This window comes from Aeromonas sp. QDB56 (assembly GCF_027705505.1).
GTDB lineage: Bacteria > Pseudomonadota > Gammaproteobacteria > Enterobacterales > Aeromonadaceae > Aeromonas > Aeromonas caviae.
On record NZ_JAPDBZ010000021.1, the window covers coordinates 25,456 to 42,377 of the forward strand.

The window sequence follows — 16,922 nt, forward strand, 5'->3', positions numbered from 1 at the left end:
GCGTACCCGATGGAATTACTCTGCCCGGCAGGCAGCCTGCCGGCACTGAAGACAGCCGTGGATAACGGGGCCGATGCGGTCTACATCGGCTTCAAGGATGACACCAATGCCCGCCACTTCGCCGGGCTCAACTTCACCGACAGCAAGCTGGAAAGAGCGGTTGACTATGTCCACCAGCATGGCCGCAAGCTGCACATCGCCATCAATACCTTTGCCCACCCGGGCTCCGATGCCCGTTGGAAGCAGGCCGTGGACAAAGGGGTGGCGCTCGGTGCCGATGCCCTGATCATCGCCGATCTCGCCGTGCTCGATTATGCCAGCCGCCGCCATCCCGACATGGAGCTACATGTCTCGGTCCAGGCCAGCGCCACCAACGCCGCTGCCATCCGCTTCTACCAGCAGCACTTCAACGTCGGCCGGGTGGTGCTGCCGAGGGTGCTCTCCATGCATCAGGTGAAGCAGCTTGCCCGCGAGACCGACGTCGGCCTCGAGGTGTTCGCCTTCGGCAGCCTCTGCATCATGGCGGAGGGGCGCTGCTACCTCTCCTCCTACATGACAGGCGAGAGCCCCAACACCGTCGGCGCCTGTTCACCGGCCAAGTTCGTGCGCTGGGAAGAGACCCCGAGCGGCCTCGAATCCCGCCTCAACGAGGTGCTGATCGATCGTTACGGCCCGGGGGAAAACGCCGGCTACCCGACCCTGTGCAAGGGGCGCTTCGAGGTGGATGGCCAGACCTATCACGCGCTGGAGGAGCCCACCAGCCTCAACACCCTCGGCCTCCTGCCCGAGCTGTTCCAGACCGGCATCCAGTCGGTCAAGATCGAGGGACGCCAGCGCAGCCCCGCCTATGTGGAGCAGGTGACCCGGGTCTGGCGCGCCGCCATCGACGCCTATCAGGCCAACCCCGAGGCCTATCAAGTCAAGGCTGAGTGGGATGCCCAGCTCGCCCGCGTCTCCGAGGGGAGCCAGACCACCCTCGGTGCCTATCATCGCCAGTGGCAATAAGGAGCACTGCTCATGAAATTCTCTCTCGGCCCCCTGCTCTTCTACTGGCCCAAGGCCGACACCCAGGCCTTCTATCAGGCGGCGGCCGCCAGCCAGGCCGACATCGTCTATCTGGGGGAAACCGTCTGCAGCAAGCGGCGCGAACTGAAAGTGGATGACTGGATTGCCCTCGCCCGTCAGGTGGCAGGCTCCGGCAAGCAGGCGGTACTCTCCACGCTGGCGCTGATCTCAGCTCCCTCCGAGCTCAAGGAGGTAAAGCGGCTGGTCGACAACGGCGAGCTGATGATCGAGGCCAACGATCTGGGGGCGGTCCAGCTCGCCAGTGAAGCCGGGCTGCCGTACGTCTGCGGCCCCGCCATCAACGCCTACAACGCCGACGTGCTGCGCATGCTGCTTAAACAGGGGATGCAGCGCTGGGTGATGCCGGTGGAGCTCTCCCGTGACTGGCTGATGCAGCTCAATCAGGATCTGGGCAGGGAGCGCCAGCAGTTCGAGGTGGAGGTGTTCGCCTATGGTCATCTGCCGCTCGCCTACTCGGCACGCTGCTTCACCGCCCGCTCCCTCGACCGGCCCAAGGACAACTGCGAACTAGCCTGCATCGACTACCCCACCGGGCGACTTGCCAGCAGTCGCGAGGGGCAGAAGGTGTTCAACCTCAACGGCATCCAGACCCAGTCCGGTTACTGCTACAACCTGGGTAACGAGCTCAAGGGGATGGAGGGTCTGGTGGATGTGGTGCGCCTCTCGCCCGAAGGCATGGAGACCCTGACGATGCTGGAGCGCTTCAAGGCCAACGAACAGGGGATGGCCCCCCTGCCCCTGCAGCAGGAGCGGGACTGCAACGGTTACTGGCGCCAGATCCCCGGCATGAGCCTGGTGGAGTAGCGGTACACCCCGTGTCACCAGACAGCAAAAAGGCCTCGTCAAGAGGCCTTTTTCATGGGGTTCAAACCCGTTTAGTCACGCTTTGCCGCTCTTGCCCTGGGCTACGGGTGGCTGGGGCTTGCGCGCCATCAGTTCCAGCTCCAGCAAGGCATAGCGATGCTCGATGAAGTCATAGACGTTGTTGGCCAGCGCCAGCTTGAAGTAGCTGATGGCTTCCTTGCGGTTACCCTTGGCCAGCTCGAACTTGCCGAGGTAGAAGTAGGTCTCGCACAGGCGCTCGGCGAGCTCCCTGTTGTCCTTGACCCCTTTCACCACGTTGCTCATCAACTGGGTGGCATTGATGTCGCCCGTATAGAGGCGCACCAGATCCCAGTTCCAGGCGTCGTCGTCATACTTGTTGAGCCGCTCGCGCATCCGGCTCATGGCCGCCGGTCCGTTGAGCTTCTGCTCGGCCAGATAGAGCCAGATCACCCGATAAGGGTCTTCTGGTTGCGCCTCGTAGAAGCGCTTCATATCCGCCGCGGCAAGCTCGGGGCGATTGCCGTAATAGAGCGCGATTCCCCGGTTGAGATAGGCGTAGTCGTAATCCGGGGCGAGCTCCAGGGCGGAGTCGAACGCCTCATAGGCCTCGTCGTAGTTCTGCTGTTGAACCAGATAGACACCGATGAAGTTGTAGGCCTCGGCAAAATCCGGCTTCTCCCGCAGGGCGCGGTTGAAGTCGAGTCGCGCCAGGGAACGCAAGCCCACCCGGTCAAACACCACGGCACGCTCATAGAAGAGTTCTGCCCGCTGTTCGGTCGTCAATTCCATTTCACTGAGCATCTGCCCGAGTCGCGCCAACGCCAACTCGCTCTGGTAGGAGACCTGCAAGGGGGTCGCCAATACCAGTGAAGCGGGTTGCGGCTTGGGAACTTGAGGCGCTTTTACCTGACTGCTACTGCTGCAACCCCACAAGGGGAGCAACAACAGGATACCCGTGAGGTATCCAATCCCTATCCTGACGTTCAATGAACACTCCGACGCTTACGCTTGACCCCGCATATGGTAAAGATCACGGGGCCGTTTGTCATGTGGCGCAGCCCCTCTCCCTCAAATAAATCAGGATTCGACAGGGTATCCGGCATCGCTCCAGCCGCGAAAGCCTCCATCGACGCTGACGACCCGGGAATAACCCATCTTCTGCAGGTTATCCGCCACCAGGATGGAGCGAAATCCCCCACCACAATAGAGGTAGAGTTCGGTGTCGGGATCCGGATACCGGGTCTCGATGTCACGCTCTATCACCCCGCGCCCGAGATAGGTGGCCCCCGGCAGATGGCCCCTGGCCCACTCGCTCTCTTCGCGCACGTCGATCAGATGAAATGCTCGGCCCTCATCCTGCCAGCGCTTGATCTGATGCACATCGGTTTCCTGCACCTGCGGGCGGATGGCCTCTACCAGGGCCAGAAAACGGGGATTGTGTTGCATGGGCTTGCTCCTTGCTTTGGGTAATGGATGCTGGGTTGTGGGGAGCATCATGACTCACCCCGGCCACAAGAGAAAGGGCGCCTTGCGGCGCCCTTGTCTGTTACGGCAGGATCTCTTGCTGATCCGCGCCCTCTTTTTCCACCTGGGTCGGCAGCATGTGCTCCCGCTTGATCCCGAGGAACATGGCTGAGGCGCTCGCCACATAGATGGAGGAGTAGGTACCGAAAGCCACCCCGATCACCATGGCGATGGAGAAACCGTGGATCAGAGGCCCGCCTTTGAGCAGCAGTGCCACCACCACCACGAAGGTCAACCCCGAGGTGATGATGGTCCGGCTCAGGGTCTCGGTCATGGAGAGATCCATGATCTCCGCGGTGTCCCCACGGCGTACCTTGCGGAAATTCTCCCGCACCCGGTCGAACACAACGATGGTGTCGTTCAGGGAGTACCCCACCAGCGTCATCAGCGCCGCCAGCACGGTCAGGTCGAACTCGTACTGGAAGTAGGCGAAGATGCCGAGGGTGATGATCACGTCGTGAGCCAGGGAGAGGATGCCCCCCGTGGCCAGACGCCACTCGAAGCGCACCGCCACGTAGATCAGGATACAGATGATGGAGGCCAGCATGGCCAGGGCACCGTCGGTGGCCAGCTCGTCACCCACGGAGGGACCGACGAACTCGACACGCTTGAGCACAGCGCTCTCGTCGACCAGCTTGGCGGCCGCCAGGACCTCGTTGCCCTGCTGCTCGACCTTGACGCCCTCTTGCGGGGCCATGCGCACCAGCACATCACGGCTGGAGCCGAAGAACTGCAGGGTCGCCCCGTCAATCTTCTGCTGATCCAGCGCCTCGTGCATCTTGTCCAGGCTCACCGACTGCTGGAACCCCACCTCGATGGTGGTACCGCCGGTGAAGTCCAGCCCCCAGTTCAAGCCACGATCGTACAGAACGTAGAGGGCGAGCACCGTCACCAGAGCAGAGAGGACCATACCCAGCTTGGCGAAACGCATGAAGGGGATGGGCTTTTCAAAATGTAGAATTTGAAACATGTCTCTTCCTTAGATCGGCAGCTTGTCGATGCGCCGTCCACCCCAGGCCAGGTTGATGATGGCGCGGGATACCGTGATGGCAGTGAACATGGACGCCGTCAGGCCGATCCCGAGGGTCAGGGCGAAGCCCTTGATGGCACCGGTACCGATACCGAACAGGATCACGCAGGTGATGAGCGAGGTGATGTTGGAGTCGGCGATGGTGGAGAAGGCGCGGTCAAAGCCCAGGTGAATGGCTTGCTGCACCCCGCGACCATTGCGGATCTCTTCACGAATACGCTCGTAGATCAGCACGTTCGCATCCACCGCCATCCCCAGCGTCAACACGATACCGGCGATGCCCGGCAGGGTCATGGTGGCCCCCGGGATCATCGACATGATACCGACGATGAGCACCAGGTTCATGGTCAGCGCCAGATTGGCCACCCAGCCGAAGGCACGGTAGTAGATCCCCATGAAGAGCACGATCACCAGCATGGCCCAGCCGATGGCTTCCATCCCGCTGTCGATGTTCTGCTGACCCAGGCTCGGGCCTATGGTGCGCTCTTCGACGATCTGGATGGGGGCAATCAGGGCACCGGCACGCAGCAGCAGCGCCAGGTTGTGGGCTTCGTTGGCGTTGTCGATCCCGGTTATGCGGAACTGGCTACCCAGGCGAGACTGGATGGTGGCGACGTTGATCACCTCCTCCTGCTTGCGGAACTTACGCTTGCCGTCCAGACCAGGCTGCCCCACCGGCTTGTACTCGATGAAGACGGTCGCCATGCCCTTGCCAACGTTGTCCTTGGTAAAGTTGGCCATCTTGTTGCCACCCTGACCATCGAGCTTGATGTTGACCTGGGGGCGGCTGTATTCATCGAAACCGGACTGGGCACCCACGATGTGGTCACCGGTCAGGATCACGCGCTTTTGCAGTACCACGGGACGACCGTTGCGATCGTTGTAGACCTTGGAGCTCGGCGGCACGCGGCCTGCGGCAGCGGCCTGGATATCGGCAGCCTCATCGACCATATGGAACTCCAGGGTCGCGGTGGCCCCCAGGATCTCCTTGGCACGGGCGGTGTCCTGGATCCCCGGCAGCTCGACGATGATACGCTCGCCGCCCTGCTGCTGGACCAGCGGCTCGGCCACACCCAGTTCGTTCACCCGGTTGCGGATGATGGTGATGTTCTGCTCGAGGGCATACTTCTTCACCTCTTTGACCTTGGCTTCGCTCAGACTGGCCAGCAGGATGAAGTCATCCCCTTTCTGGTCTGTGGTGAAGACAAGATCCGCATTCTGGCGACGCAGGAAGGAGAGTGCCTTGGCCTGGTCGGCCTCGTCACGGAAGACCACCTGCACCTGATCCCCGACCCGGCGTACACCGGAGTAGCGGATCTTCTGGGTGCGCAGTTCGGCGCGGAAATCCTGCACCATCTGTTCCTGCTGCTTGGCCAGCGCTTCGGCCATGTCCACTTCCATCAGGAAGTGCACACCGCCCCGCAGGTCAAGACCGAGCTTCAGGGGCGCCGCGCCGATGGCCTCGAGCCAGGCGGGGGTGGACGGTGCCAGGTTGAGGGCGGTGATGAAATTGTCGCCCAGCTTGTTGGCCACGATGTCGCGCGCCTTGAGCTGGTCTTCGGTGTTGTTGAAACGGATCAGGATGAAGCCGTGCTCGAACGCCGCATGCTTGACAGGGATCTTCGCCTCGTCGAGGGTTTCCTTCACCTGATCGAGGGTTTCTAGTTTGACTTCGGCACCACGGCTGGCAGAGACCTGCAAGGCCGGGTCTTCGCCGTAAAGATTGGGGGCTGCATATAGAAAACCGATGGCGATCACGACGATCACCATCAGGTATTTCCACAGCGGATAGCGATTTAACACGCTGTGCTCCTCGGGAGATTAGAGGGACTGGATAGAACCCTTGGGCAGAACGGCAGAGACGAAGTCACGCTTGATGGTGACCTGAGTCTGATCGTTCAGGGCCAGCACAATGTAGTCGCTGTCGGCGGAAACCTTGGCGATCTTGCCGACCAGGCCACCGGAAGTGAGCACTTCGTCGCCCTTGGAGAGGGAGCTCATCAGATTGCGATGCTCCTTGGCACGCTTGGCCTGGGGACGGTAGATCATGAAGTAGAAGATGAGACCGAACACGGCCAGCATGATGATCATTTCCATGCCACCACCCTGTGCTGCCGGAGCCGCGCCTTCTGCATACGCCTTGGAGATAATGCTCATTTAACAACCTCTTATTGATGTAGATTTGAATACTAACTTATATGTCGTTGTTATTTCACGTCATTTTCAGCCAGTGGAGGCACAGGCTTCCCTTGCCGACGGTAAAACTCAGTTACAAAGTCGTCTAATTTACCCTGCTCGATCGCGTCCCGCAAACCCTGCATCACGCGCTGGTAATAACGCAGGTTGTGGATGGTATTCAGACGGGCACCGAGGATCTCGTTGCACTTGTCCAGATGGTACAGATAGCTGCGGGTGTAGTTCTTGCAGGTGTAGCAATCGCAGTCCGCATCCAGGGTGCTGGTGTCTTCCCGGTACTTGGCGTTGCGGATCTTGACCACCCCATCGGTGGTAAAGAGATGACCGTTGCGGGCGTTGCGGGTCGGCATCACGCAGTCGAACATATCGATACCGCGGCGCACCCCTTCCACCAGATCCTCCGGCTTGCCCACCCCCATCAGGTAGCGCGGCTTGTCGGCTGGAATTTTCGGGCAGACATGGTCAAGGATGCGATGCATGTCCTCTTTGGGCTCACCCACGGCGAGACCACCGACCGCGTAACCGTCGAAGCCGATCTCAAGGAGACCGTCCAGCGACACATCCCGCAGCGGTTCGTAGACAGAACCCTGGATGATGCCGAACAGGGCGTTCTTGTTACCGAGCGCATCGAACTTGTCACGGGAGCGCTTGGCCCAGCGCAGGGACATCTCCATGGACTTGCGCGCTTCCTCGTAAGTGGCCGGGTACGGTGTGCACTCGTCGAAGATCATCACGATGTCGGAACCCAGATCGTACTGGATCTCCATGGACTTCTCGGGGTCGAGGAAGATCTTCTCGCCGTTGATGGGATGACGGAAGTGCACCCCCTCCTCGGTGATCTTGCGGATGTGCCCCAGACTGAACACCTGGAAACCACCGGAGTCGGTCAGGATCGGCCCCTGCCAGTTCATGAAGTCGTGCAGATCGCCGTGGGCGCGCATCACTTCCTGACCCGGGCGCAGCCAGAGGTGGAAGGTGTTGCCAAGCAGGATCTGGGCACCAGTCTCACGCACCTCTTCCGGTGTCATCCCCTTGACGGTGCCGTAGGTGCCGACCGGCATGAAGGCCGGGGTCTGGACCACGCCACGCTCGAACACCAGTTGACCGCGACGGGCACGCCCATCGGTGGTTTTCAATTCAAATTTCATTGCTACCTCTATTCAGTCAGAGAAACAGTCTGACAACAAAGGGCCCGAGGGGCCCGGTAATATGAAGCCGGCCGGCATACTGACAAGCAGAGCCTGAACGACTTCTGAAGGGCAAGGCTTAACCCTGCACCCGGCGACGGGTGACGAGCATGGCGTCCCCGTAGCTGAAGAAACGGTACTGTCCCGCCACGGCGGCCTGATAGGCGGCCATCACGTTGTCGTAGCCTGCAAAGGCGCTGACCAGCATGATCAGGGTGGATTCGGGCAGGTGGAAGTTGGTGATCATGGCATCGACCACCTGGAACTCGTAACCGGGGAAGATGAAGATGTCGGTGTCATTGAAGAAGGGCGCCAGCGGCTTGCCCTGGGCCAGGGTCGCCTTGGCTGCGCTCTCGAGGGATCGCACCGACGTGGTGCCCACCGCAACCACCCGACCGCCGCGGGCGCGGGTCGCCGCGATGGCATCCACCACCTCCTGGGGCACTTCGGCGTATTCCGAGTGCATGTGGTGATCTTCAATCTTGTCGACGCGCACCGGCTGGAAGGTGCCCGCCCCCACGTGCAGGGTCACGAAGGCCATCTCCACGCCCTTGGCACGGATCTGCTCGAGCAGCGGCTCGTCGAAGTGCAGACCGGCGGTCGGCGCCGCCACGGCACCCGGCTTCTGGTTGTAGACGGTCTGGTAGCGCTCCTTGTCGGCATCCTCGTCGGGACGGTCGATGTAAGGGGGCAGCGGCATGTGGCCGATGGCATCCAGAATGGTCAGCACAGGGCGCGGGTCCAGGAAGTGGATCTCGAACAGAGCGTCGTGGCGGGCACGCATCTCGGCCTCGACGGGCACACCGTCGGCACCGCCATCCAGAAGGAGACGGGTACCTGGCTTGGGGGACTTGGACGAGCGGACGTGCGCCAGCACGCTGTGCTCGTCCAGAATGCGCTCCACCAGCACCTCCAGCTTGCCGCCGCTGGCCTTCTGGCCAAACATGCGGGCCGGAATGACCCGGGTATTGTTGAACACCAGCAGATCGCCGGGGTTGAGCTGGTCAAGCACATCGACAAAATGACCGTGGCGCAGGGCGCCGGTTTGACCATCGAGCTGCAGCAGGCGGCTAGCGGTACGCTCCGCCATGGGATAGCGGGCAATCAGCTCGTCTGGCAGATCAAAATGAAAATCGGATACTTGCATCTTTCACCTCGGGGGAATCGGCGGCTAGTCTAGTTATCCCCCTCTTCCAAGGCAACCCAAAAGACTAAAAACCCAAGGAAGACAAGGGATAGCGGGCCATTTTGTGAGGCTGGGCCCGTTAAAAAACCTTTAAGGTCTTGTATTGACCCCGATCATGTTCTGGCGACGGGGGCTGGGCTAGGGTGGAAGCAGACACACAAGGAGGCCCACCATGATGACCCTCTCCGAGATCATGACTGAACACCCCTTTACCCTGGGTCCGGAAAACAGCGTCAAGCAGGCGATGGAGCTGATGCAGCAGGAGCGGATCCGTCACGTTCCCATCGTCGATGAACACCAGCATCTGCTTGGTCTGGTCACCCTCTCGGACATCCTGGCCACCCGCGAATCCAAGCTGCTGCTGATCAACCCCGAGCGAGAGGCGGAGTTCACCGACAACGTCCAGCTCGACGAGATCATGACTCGTCAGGTGGCGAGCGTGGATCCCCACGCCGGCATCAAGGAGGCGGCCCTGTATCTGCAGCGCCACAAATATGGCTGTCTGCCGGTACTCAAGGGGCGCAAGCTGGTTGGCATCGTCACCGAGTCGGACTTCATCGCCGTGGCCATCAATCTGCTGGAGCTGATGGAGGAGCAGGAGCCCCCAACCGACTTTTGATCTTAAAATTCTGTAATAAAATTACAGCAAAAGCGTTTTCAGCCTAATTTTACGGCTATTTAAGTGAAACTCCTTCAATTTGACTGTAAAATTACACCACAAAACTTGCATTGTGACATTCATCACACTATGATGCCCACCATGCAATGGTTGCCGAAGAGGAGATGAGGATTGTGCACCCGCCATCTTCTCTTCATATGTCTGCAAGTTTGCACACCCCGTAGTTAGTCTTTGCTGTAAAGCATATTTATCGCCATTCCTTGTTTGATGACCCGGCCCTGTCTGTGCGACGGCGCCGGGATTTTTTTATCCCTCTTTTTTCTACTGCGCCGCCTCGTCTGCCCCCTTCTCTGCTCACGCAATGGAAACAAATCCGGCCCAGCCCTTGAAAATGTGACATACAGGACAGAAATTGAACTTCGACAATGAGTTATCTCCGAAGGCCTGAGATATTCATGTTAGGTACAGTTGTGATGGTCTATCTAATAAATAGATTTATGTGATTCAAAATTGTGGCTTTGACCGATTAGAAAAAGTCACTATGATGACTCCATCGAAAGTTAAGCGCCTCGTCTGGCACGACTCTTCAACACCAGACAGGCATATGTACATCACCAAGGAGCAAATACATGTCTACCTACATCAACACTGAAATCAAGCCGTTCAACGCCACCGCCTACCACAATGGCAAATTCGTTCAGGTGTCTGACGCTGACCTGAAAGGCAAGTGGTCCGTGGTGTTCTTCTACCCGGCTGATTTCACCTTCGTCTGCCCGACCGAGCTGGGCGACCTGGCCGACAACTACGCCGAATTCCAGAAGCTGGGCGTCGAGATCTACGCCGTCTCCACCGACACCCACTTCACCCACAAGGCCTGGCACGACACTTCTGACACCATCCAGAAGATCCAGTACCCGATGATCGGCGACCCCACCGGTACCATCACCCGCAACTTCGGCGTGATGATCGAAGAAGCTGGCCTGGCTGACCGCGGTACCTTCGTCATCGACCCGCAAGGCGTCATCCAGATCGTTGAAATCAACGCTGGCGGCATCGGCCGTGACGCACTGGAACTGCTGCGCAAGGTCAAGGCTGCCCAGTACGTTGCTTCCCACCCGGGTGAAGTGTGCCCGGCCAAGTGGAAAGAAGGCGACGCCACCCTGGCCCCGTCCCTGGATCTGGTAGGCAAAATCTAAGCCTCCCCGCTCTGAAGGCCGGCCCGTTCAAGGGCCGGTCTTGTTTACGGCCCTCAGAAAATGCGCCGGTCTGCTGTGTGGACCTCTGTTTTCTGTATCCGGTCATCGTGCCGACCCGCATTCAGCAAGAAGGAATTCGACCATGTTAGATACCAACCTCAAACAACAACTCAACGGTTACTTGCAGTACATCGTCAATCCCATCGAGATCAGCGTGTCCGGCAATGACAGCGACAAATCCGCCGAACTCCTGGCATTGGCCAGCGAGATCGCCGAGATGTCCCCCAAAATTTCCCTGACCGATGGCACCAATGCCCGCAAGCCTTCCATGAGCATCGCGCCCCAGGGCCAGGCCCCGCGCGTGCACTTTGCCGGCATTCCCATGGGTCATGAATTCACCTCGCTGGTGCTCGCCCTGCTGCAAAGCGGCGGTCACCCCTCCAAGGCCGATCCGGCCGTGCTGGAGCAGGTGAAGAACCTCAAGGGCGAGTTCCACTTCGAGACCTATATTTCCCTCTCCTGCCACAACTGTCCGGACGTGGTACAGGCCCTGAACCTGATGTCCACCCTGAACCCCGGCATCACCCACACCATGATCGACGGTGCCCTGTTCCAGGATGAGGTGAACGAGCGTCAAATCATGGCGGTCCCGAACGTCTACCTGAACGGTCAGCCGTTCAGCCAGGGCCGTATTTCGCTGGAAGAGATCGTCGCCAAACTCGACACCGGCGCTGCCGAGCGCAAGGCGCAAGAGCTGAGCGAAAAAGCGCCTTATGACGTGCTGGTGGTGGGCGGTGGTCCGGCCGGCGCCGCCGCGGCCATCTATGCCGCCCGCAAAGGCATTCGCACCGCCATTGTCGCCGAACGTTTCGGTGGCCAGGTGATGGACACCGTCGGCATCGAGAACTTCATCTCCGTGCCCTACACCGAGGGCCCCAAGCTGGCCGCCAGCCTGGAGCAGCACGTCAAGCAGTACGGCGTGGAAGTGATCACCGAGCAGCGTGCCGCCGCCATCAGCAAGGATGGTTACGTCAACGTGGACCTCGCCTCCGGTGCCACCTTGAAGAGCCGCGCCGTGATCCTGGCGACCGGTGCCCGCTGGCGCGACCTGAACGTGCCGGGTGAACTCGAGTACCGTACCAAGGGTGTGGCCTACTGCCCCCACTGTGACGGCCCCTTCTTCAAGGGCAAGCGCGTGGCGGTGATCGGTGGCGGCAACTCCGGCATCGAGGCGGCCATCGATCTGGCCGGCATCGTCGAGCACGTCACCGTGGTGGAGTTCGCCGATACTCTGCGTGCCGACGACGTGCTGCAGAAGAAGGCCCGCTCCATGGGCAACATTGACATCATCATGAGCGCCCGCACCACCGAAGTGATCGGCGACGGCAGCAAGGTGGTGGGCATGGACTACGAAGATCGCACCACCGGCGAGATCAAGCATCTGGCGGTGGCCGGCATCTTCGTCCAGATAGGCCTGGTGCCGAACACCGAGTTCCTCAAAGGAAGCGAGATTGCCCTGACCCGCTTTGGCGAAATCGAGATCGACACCAAGGGTGCCACCTCCCTGCCCGGCGTCTATGCCGCAGGGGATGCCACCACGGTACCGTTCAAGCAGATCATCATCTCCATGGGGGCAGGTGCCACCGCCGCCCTGGGTGCGTTTGATTACCTCATTCGCAACCCGGCGCCGGAAGCACAAGCTACCCAGGCCGATGCCGTGACCGCCTGATAACCGTCACCCAACAAAAAACCGACTCCCTGGAGTCGGTTTTTTTATCCCTGTCATTGGGTCGTCAGCCTTCAGTGCCCCTGCGGCGCGTCCCTCTCCTGCCCCTCTTCACTCACCGCTCTCTCTTCTGCATCAGGCGCGGCATAGCTCGCCGGCACTGCCTCCCCTTCCAGATCCGTTCTTGGCTCCAGCTCCGCCGTCATGGGGGTGTTGGGGGGCACCGGCATGAAGACCTGATGCTCCGTCAGCGGAATGGGGGCTCGCTTACGCCTGCGCCAGCCGAGATAGGCCGACAGCAGCAGACCGCACAGGGCAAAGTAGACGAACAGCCCCTGTGGTCCGAACGTTGCCATGGTAAAGGGGGCCAGCAGCGGACCCGTCATGGCCCCCAGGCTGTAGGCAAGCAGCAACCCCTGGTTTGCCCCCAGCACCTGATCCGGGCGCAGTTCATCGCAGGCATGGCTGAGGCTCAAGGGATAGATGGAGAACGCCATGCCCCCCAGCAGGAAGACAAGAGTCCCCTCGACTGGCTCACGCCAGGGCTCCGGCAGCAGCACCATCCACAACGCGATCAGGGTCAGCAGGGCGCAGAGCAGCAGGATCACCAACCGTCTGTCGTAACGATCAGATGCACGTCCGATAGGATATTGCAGACACATCCCCCCCAGGATCACCAGCGCCATCATGTCCGCCACCTGGGAGAGGGAGGCGCCGCTGTCGGTGAAATAGAGCGGCAACAGCCCATAGATGGCCCCGAGGATGAGGCCCGAGGTAAAGCTGCTGCCCATCCCCGCCGGAGTGAGGCGCACCAGCTCCAGCACTCCCACCGGCTGGGGTGCCACCATGGCCGGCGTCGCCACTCGGGAGAGAGCCAGAGGCACCACGGAGAGAGTCGCCGCCATGGCGCACAGGGCGAACGGCGTCAACACCATGGGGTCCACCTGCTTGAGCAGCAGCTGGCCCAGGGCGAGTGAACCGTACAGCAGGATCATGTAGAGGGACATCAACCGCCCCCGGTTCGCCGGGGTGCTTGAGACCAGCATCCAGGACTCCAGCACCACGAACAGGCCGCCGGTGGCAAACCCCCCGATCAGCCGCAGCGCCGCCCAGGTGACAGGCTCCACCACCATGCCGTGCAGCAGAAACAGAAAACAGAGCAGGGAGGCATAAGCCGCATAGGCCCGGATATGCCCCACCCGGATGATGAGGCGGGCATTGATGAAGGTCCCCAGCACCAGGCCGCCGAAATAGGCAGCCGACACCAGACCGATGGCCTGGGCGGACACCTGCTCGGCGGAGAGACGCACCGTCAGCAGGGTATTGAACAGACCGTGACCCAGAATCAAGATCACCAGACTGGTCAGGGGGGACAGCAACCTTGTCAGTGCCATGGAGCCTCCTCGCAATAAAAGGATCATGGTAGCCCCTGCCTCCCGCCCCCTTCAACCCGAATGCCCTCCCCCTGCGGGGCTATGCTTGACGGGAACCCCACATGGAGATCCGAAAGATGAGACTCATGCTGTTGTTGGCCGCCCTGCTCTTTTGCGGCAGCGCCCTCGCCTTCCACTGCCCCATGGACATGAAGAAGATAGACGACGCCCTGGCCGCAGGCCCCGCCCTCAGTGCCGAGCAACTGGCCGAGGTGAAGCAGTTGAGGGCGGACGGAGAGACCTTGCACAACGCGGGCAAGCATCAGGAATCGGTCGATACCCTGGCCAAGGCCATGGCCATTCTCGGCATCGATCAGGGCTGATACCGCCCCTTCGCCGCGCGACGGTCTCTTTCGCATCGCCCGGATACAGACCGCCAAAATGAAACAAGGCCCTCGCCATCACTGGCGGGGGCCTTTTCACTGCGGATGTCAGCGCTGAACGGGGCTACACCCGGCCACTGTAGACCAGGGTGCAATAGTTGAAGGCTATCTTGCCGTCAACGGCATGGCGAGCAAACTCGTGGCGAACGAGCGCCGTCATCTGATCGTGGGCCGGCGTGCCCGCCACAGGCGCATAGGAGGAGGAGTTGAGCCGTCCAAGCACCCCGTCAAGATCGAACAGCTGACTGTTCTCGAAGCGATCGAGCCGGTACTCCCCGGTGAAGAAGGCGCGAAAATGCGCCTCACCGAGGTTGCGATGATTGACCTCCTCGTAATCCCCCGAGTAGGCGTGCAGCCCCTCTTCATAGGCCTTGAGAAACGGGGTGTTCGTCAGCCTGTCATTCCAGATGAGGGCGACCTGGCCACCGGGCTTGAGCAGCCGCTGGCACTCCTGCCGAAAAGCCGCGCGATCGAACCAGTGAAACGCCTGGGCGACCGTCACCAGATCCATCGCCCCCGTGGGCAGCCCGTGGCTTCCGCACTGCCGTGCAGCCAGCCGATGTTCCCCACCTGGGCGAGCAGCCGTTTGGCGGCTGCCCGCATATCCTCGTTGGGCTCCACCGCCCAGACCCGCGCGACCCGGGGGGCCAGCAGGGCTGGTCAGGATGCCGGTGCCCGCGCCGATGTCCGCCACCTGGGCCTCTGGCCCCATGGCCAGCTCCCTTGCCAGAAAATCCAGCATGGCGCCGGGATAACCGGGTCGATATTTCACATAGGCCTCGACCCGGGTCGAGAATCGCTGGGTACTGTCCATGGCAGACTCCTCTCTTGCTGCGGCCTTCATGCCAGCTCCCGGCCTGGTGACCAGGATCCCCATGCCACTACACTTGACCCCATCATGCAAGCCCCAAGCGGGTGGCAAACGGCGTACAGGCTGGCTTGTCACCCAGCGAAGCAGCAGGCGCTGCGGGCGGCAGGATACCCATCGGGGCGCCCGCTCACGGGCGTCGAAGGACAAACACCAGGATGGAGCTGCGACACAATGAGACCAGTCAAGAACAGGATTTGCCTCTGGTATAACGGGAATGCCGAGGAGGCCGCACGGTTTTACGCCAGCCTCTTCCCCGACTCCGCCGTCGGTGCCGTACACCGGGCCCCGGCCGACTATCCCGCTGGCAAGGAAGGAGACGTGCTGACGGTCGAGTTCAGGGTGATGGGGATCCCCTGCCTCGGCCTCAACGGCGGGCCCGGGGTCAGCCACAACTGGGCGTTCTCGTTTCAGGTGGCTACCCAGGACCAGGCCGAGACGGATCGCTACTGGCACGCCATCATCGACCATGGCGGTCAGGCGAGCGAGTGCGGCTGGTGTCAGGACAAGTGGGGCATCTCCTGGCAGATCACCCCTCAGGTCCTCACCGAGGCGATCACCGATCCCGACCCCGAGGCTGCGAGGCGCGCCTTCGAGGCCATGATGCAGATGGACAAGATTGACATTGCCACCATCGAGGCGGCGCGCCGGGGCGAGTAGCCCGTTCGCACGGGCGCCACACACAACAAGGCCACCCCTGGGGGTGGCCTTGTGCATATTGGCTGTCGCCCTTCACGGCGCTGATCACAACCATTTAAGTTGGAAACTTGTGAGTCAATAATTTCAAGATCTTAGCGACATCCAATGTGACAATTAAGTTAGAAACTCAAAAACGATTCTCCACCAGTTCCACCAGCAAATAGGACATTGAAGCTGGAAACTAAGCTCTGCTTGACACGTCCTATTCAAGCAGCCCTTGCGCTTTTCCTACCTCACATTGCAGGGTGAGCCGGCGAACATTTTTTGAACATGTTCGTCAAGTTTGACCAGTCTCTCGCGCTATGACCTTATGCTCCCTTTTCCTGAGCCATTTGATGTCAATCGATGTGTTCTCTGAATACTTCACAGAGCTTCAAGACCCTAGACAGATCATCAAACGTCCTGTTCCTGACGCTCTTCGCCGTGATCGGTGACGCCGAAGGATGGCAGAATATTGAGGACTTTGGTGAGACACACCTTATCTGGTTTCAAAAACGCTGGCTCTTTCTCCATTGACTACCAGTTCATGGCCCCATTGCTAGTGTCATTGTTCACTCATCCCGTTGCAGTCTCAGTAATCCACGTAGTCAGTGCTGTTGCCTATGCCAATGGTATGGTGCTGGGTCAGGTCAAAACCGATGCCAAATAAAACGAAACCATCACTACCCCAACTCTACTGTCGATGCTGAAAAACAACGGCTGTCTGATATCCATCGATGTAATGGAATAACAAACCAACGATAGCCAGCCAGATAGTCAAGTAGGTGGTCATTGGCCGTTAAAGGCAACCAAGAATGCTGTTAGCCGGGTTGCACATCTTACATCTAGGGAAAGTGCGAACAAGTATCCCAAGAACAAAAAATGAAAATTTTAGTCATTTAATATCAACCTGATTACCCATGATTAGCAGTCAGTTACCACGAACTATACTGATCTTACGTACAGTTATCGAGGTGCGAGATCA

At 60.2% G+C, this 16,922-nt stretch carries 16 protein-coding genes; 7 read left to right on the plus strand and 9 right to left on the minus strand.

Annotation, left to right across the window (positions count from 1 at the left end):
• Positions 1-9: 9 nt before the first annotated feature.
• Positions 10-1,005, plus strand: a complete 996-nt coding sequence (ubiU, locus tag OKB81_RS05515) for a ubiquinone anaerobic biosynthesis protein UbiU (RefSeq protein WP_128271750.1) — start codon at positions 10-12, stop codon at positions 1,003-1,005.
• A 12-nt stretch (positions 1,006-1,017) separates the two neighbouring features.
• Positions 1,018-1,890 (plus strand): U32 family peptidase, encoded by an 873-nt coding sequence (locus OKB81_RS05520; protein WP_270667801.1) that lies wholly within the window; start codon positions 1,018-1,020, stop codon positions 1,888-1,890.
• Between the two features lie 75 nt (positions 1,891-1,965).
• Here the strand turns inward: OKB81_RS05520 and nlpI are convergent, their stop codons facing one another.
• The 7 genes from nlpI to queA all read right to left on the minus strand — a co-directional run bounded on the left by nlpI (position 1,966) and on the right by queA (position 8,995).
• Positions 1,966-2,898: a lipoprotein NlpI gene (gene nlpI / locus OKB81_RS05525; protein ID WP_333562672.1), complete on the minus strand. Its 933-nt coding sequence runs from the start codon at positions 2,896-2,898 to the stop codon at positions 1,966-1,968.
• A gap of 90 nt (positions 2,899-2,988) precedes the next feature.
• Positions 2,989-3,357 carry a rhodanese-like domain-containing protein gene (locus OKB81_RS05530; protein WP_039038735.1) on the minus strand — a complete coding sequence of 123 codons (369 nt, stop codon included), beginning with the start codon at positions 3,355-3,357 and terminating at the stop codon, positions 2,989-2,991.
• Positions 3,358-3,457: 100 nt separating this feature from the next.
• The gene (secF, locus tag OKB81_RS05535; RefSeq protein ID WP_010675068.1) at positions 3,458-4,405 is read right to left on the minus strand and encodes a protein translocase subunit SecF; all 948 of its coding nucleotides are present in this window, start codon (positions 4,403-4,405) and stop codon (positions 3,458-3,460) included.
• 9 nt (positions 4,406-4,414) lie between these two features.
• Positions 4,415-6,268: a protein translocase subunit SecD gene (secD, locus tag OKB81_RS05540; protein WP_160837375.1), complete on the minus strand. Its 1,854-nt coding sequence runs from the start codon at positions 6,266-6,268 to the stop codon at positions 4,415-4,417.
• Positions 6,269-6,286: 18 nt separating this feature from the next.
• Entirely contained in the window at positions 6,287-6,622 is a 336-nt protein-coding gene (gene yajC, locus OKB81_RS05545) for a preprotein translocase subunit YajC (RefSeq protein ID WP_010675070.1), read from the minus strand.
• Between the two features lie 50 nt (positions 6,623-6,672).
• Positions 6,673-7,809, minus strand: coding sequence for a tRNA guanosine(34) transglycosylase Tgt (gene tgt, locus OKB81_RS05550; protein ID WP_010675071.1), 1,137 nt, complete (start codon positions 7,807-7,809; stop codon positions 6,673-6,675).
• A gap of 118 nt (positions 7,810-7,927) precedes the next feature.
• Complete coding sequence (gene queA, locus OKB81_RS05555) at positions 7,928-8,995, minus strand: tRNA preQ1(34) S-adenosylmethionine ribosyltransferase-isomerase QueA (RefSeq protein WP_160837373.1); 1,068 nt, start codon at positions 8,993-8,995, stop codon at positions 7,928-7,930.
• A 211-nt stretch (positions 8,996-9,206) separates the two neighbouring features.
• Between queA and OKB81_RS05560 the strand changes: the two genes are divergently transcribed.
• The 3 genes from OKB81_RS05560 (at position 9,207) to ahpF (ending at position 12,578) form a co-directional block, all read left to right on the plus strand.
• The gene (locus OKB81_RS05560; RefSeq protein WP_221365551.1) at positions 9,207-9,653 is read left to right on the plus strand and encodes a CBS domain-containing protein; all 447 of its coding nucleotides are present in this window, start codon (positions 9,207-9,209) and stop codon (positions 9,651-9,653) included.
• A 629-nt stretch (positions 9,654-10,282) separates the two neighbouring features.
• Entirely contained in the window at positions 10,283-10,849 is a 567-nt protein-coding gene (gene ahpC, locus OKB81_RS05565; RefSeq protein ID WP_010675074.1) for an alkyl hydroperoxide reductase subunit C, read from the plus strand.
• 142 nt (positions 10,850-10,991) lie between these two features.
• A complete protein-coding gene (ahpF, locus tag OKB81_RS05570; protein ID WP_042016663.1) occupies positions 10,992-12,578 on the plus strand; it encodes an alkyl hydroperoxide reductase subunit F in 1,587 nt (528 codons plus the stop codon).
• A gap of 71 nt (positions 12,579-12,649) precedes the next feature.
• Here the strand turns inward: ahpF and OKB81_RS05575 are convergent, their stop codons facing one another.
• Positions 12,650-13,969 (minus strand): MFS transporter, encoded by a 1,320-nt coding sequence (locus OKB81_RS05575; RefSeq protein WP_160837369.1) that lies wholly within the window; start codon positions 13,967-13,969, stop codon positions 12,650-12,652.
• A gap of 116 nt (positions 13,970-14,085) precedes the next feature.
• Between OKB81_RS05575 and OKB81_RS05580 the strand changes: the two genes are divergently transcribed.
• On the plus strand, positions 14,086-14,331 hold the full coding sequence (locus tag OKB81_RS05580; RefSeq protein ID WP_041215012.1) for a hypothetical protein: 246 nt from the start codon (positions 14,086-14,088) through the stop codon (positions 14,329-14,331).
• Between the two features lie 124 nt (positions 14,332-14,455).
• Here OKB81_RS05580 and OKB81_RS05585 read toward each other — a convergent pair whose 3' ends face one another.
• Positions 14,456-15,205 (minus strand): class I SAM-dependent methyltransferase, encoded by a 750-nt coding sequence (locus tag OKB81_RS05585; RefSeq protein WP_270667803.1) that lies wholly within the window; start codon positions 15,203-15,205, stop codon positions 14,456-14,458.
• A gap of 228 nt (positions 15,206-15,433) precedes the next feature.
• On the opposite strand from OKB81_RS05585, the gene OKB81_RS05590 reads away from it, so the two are divergent.
• Positions 15,434-15,919, plus strand: coding sequence for a VOC family protein (locus tag OKB81_RS05590; protein ID WP_160837367.1), 486 nt, complete (start codon positions 15,434-15,436; stop codon positions 15,917-15,919).
• Positions 15,920-16,922 lie beyond the last annotated feature (1,003 nt).